The following is a 1,135-nucleotide window of genomic DNA, read 5'->3' as shown; positions in this document are numbered from 1 at the left end:
GGAGTGCTGGTTAAAATATCTTTGGCGATCGCCAATGATGACAATGTACTCATCGCCATCAATCCTAAACCTAAAGTAAGAGTTTTCATTTTCATGTCGAGATACTTAAGTTGGGTATGTAAAAGCGTGCTCACACCTTACGAATAATTCGATAAACCGTTGCAGTTAAGAAGAAAGCAGCGGAAACAATGATGATCGACGCGCCCGATGGCACCGGTAAGTCGAGCTCCATTGGCAATATGGTGCCAACCAAGCAAGCAACCGTCGCAAGCAGAGAAGAAAGCAATACAAAGCTTCCCATTCGCTTGGTGAGCAACCGAGCTGTCGCACCAGGGATCAATAACAGCGCACCCACTAACACGGCACCAATGATCTTCACTGCGGCGATCGTCACTAAAGTGATCATCATGACGAATAGGTAATCGTAAAAGCTGGTATTGAAGCCACGCACGCGAGCAATATCTGGGCTGATACACGTGAGCAAAATGCGATTAAATGTCGGAATCAGCAGCAGCAGGATGATCAAGCAGCTCAATGCAAGCAACGTGATGTCTCTATCGGTCACCGTCAAAATCGAACCGAACAGTACGTTTTCTAGCATGTGTATGTTGATCTTACGCGCGACGTACATCAGCCACGCTGCCCCTACTGCCAGAGCTAGCGCAAGAAACACCCCCCCCCATGTGTCATCAGGTACATTGGTGCGATTTCTCACGAAGTGCAGCAGCAACGCAAAGATCATGCAGAAGCTAAACAACCCTATGATTGGGTTTTCTGGCGGTTCACCAAGTAAAACACCAATAGCGATACCCGTCAGTGCTGCGTGGCCAACTGCTTCGGAGAAAAACGCCAAACGCTTAGCAATCACTAATGTGCCCAGCCCGCCGAGTAGCGGCCCCAAAATCAGCGCAGCGACCATCGCGTTCACCATGAAAGCGTAAGCAAAGGTGTCACTTAACCAACCAGATTCAACACCACTCGCTGCCAGTGCTCGTAACCATTCCATTACGCCGCCTCCGCTTTGGTTGTGTAGTGTTTGAATAATGTTTCAATACGATCAGGGCTCAGAACATCAGAATGGTGTCCGGATGCCACAATCTGACGGTTAACAACATGCACTTCTGCATCTAAACGA

General features: G+C 48.5%; 1 protein-coding gene and 1 pseudogene. Both read right to left on the bottom strand.

The window, feature by feature from the left end; all coding sequences use genetic code 11:
• Positions 1 to 130: 130 nt before the first annotated feature.
• Complete coding sequence (locus R7P67_RS25675; RefSeq protein ID WP_318086431.1) at positions 131 to 1,006, bottom strand: metal ABC transporter permease; 876 nt, start codon at positions 1,004 to 1,006, stop codon at positions 131 to 133.
• Positions 1,006 to 1,135: pseudogene (locus tag R7P67_RS25670) on the bottom strand (metal ABC transporter ATP-binding protein); the annotation flags it as partial. The gene R7P67_RS25675 and the pseudogene R7P67_RS25670, both read right to left, overlap by 1 nt.

The organism is Vibrio sp. Vb0937, from assembly GCF_033338855.1.
Note: the sequence above shows the minus strand (reverse complement) of the source record. Positions and strands in the feature narration are given on the sequence as shown.

Bases quoted from the DNA above. Each gene is read 5' to 3' on its own strand.
- R7P67_RS25675 (WP_318086431.1), bottom strand. From the start codon at position 1,006: ATGGAATGGTTACGAGCACTGGCAGCGAGTGGTGTTGAATCTGGTTGG.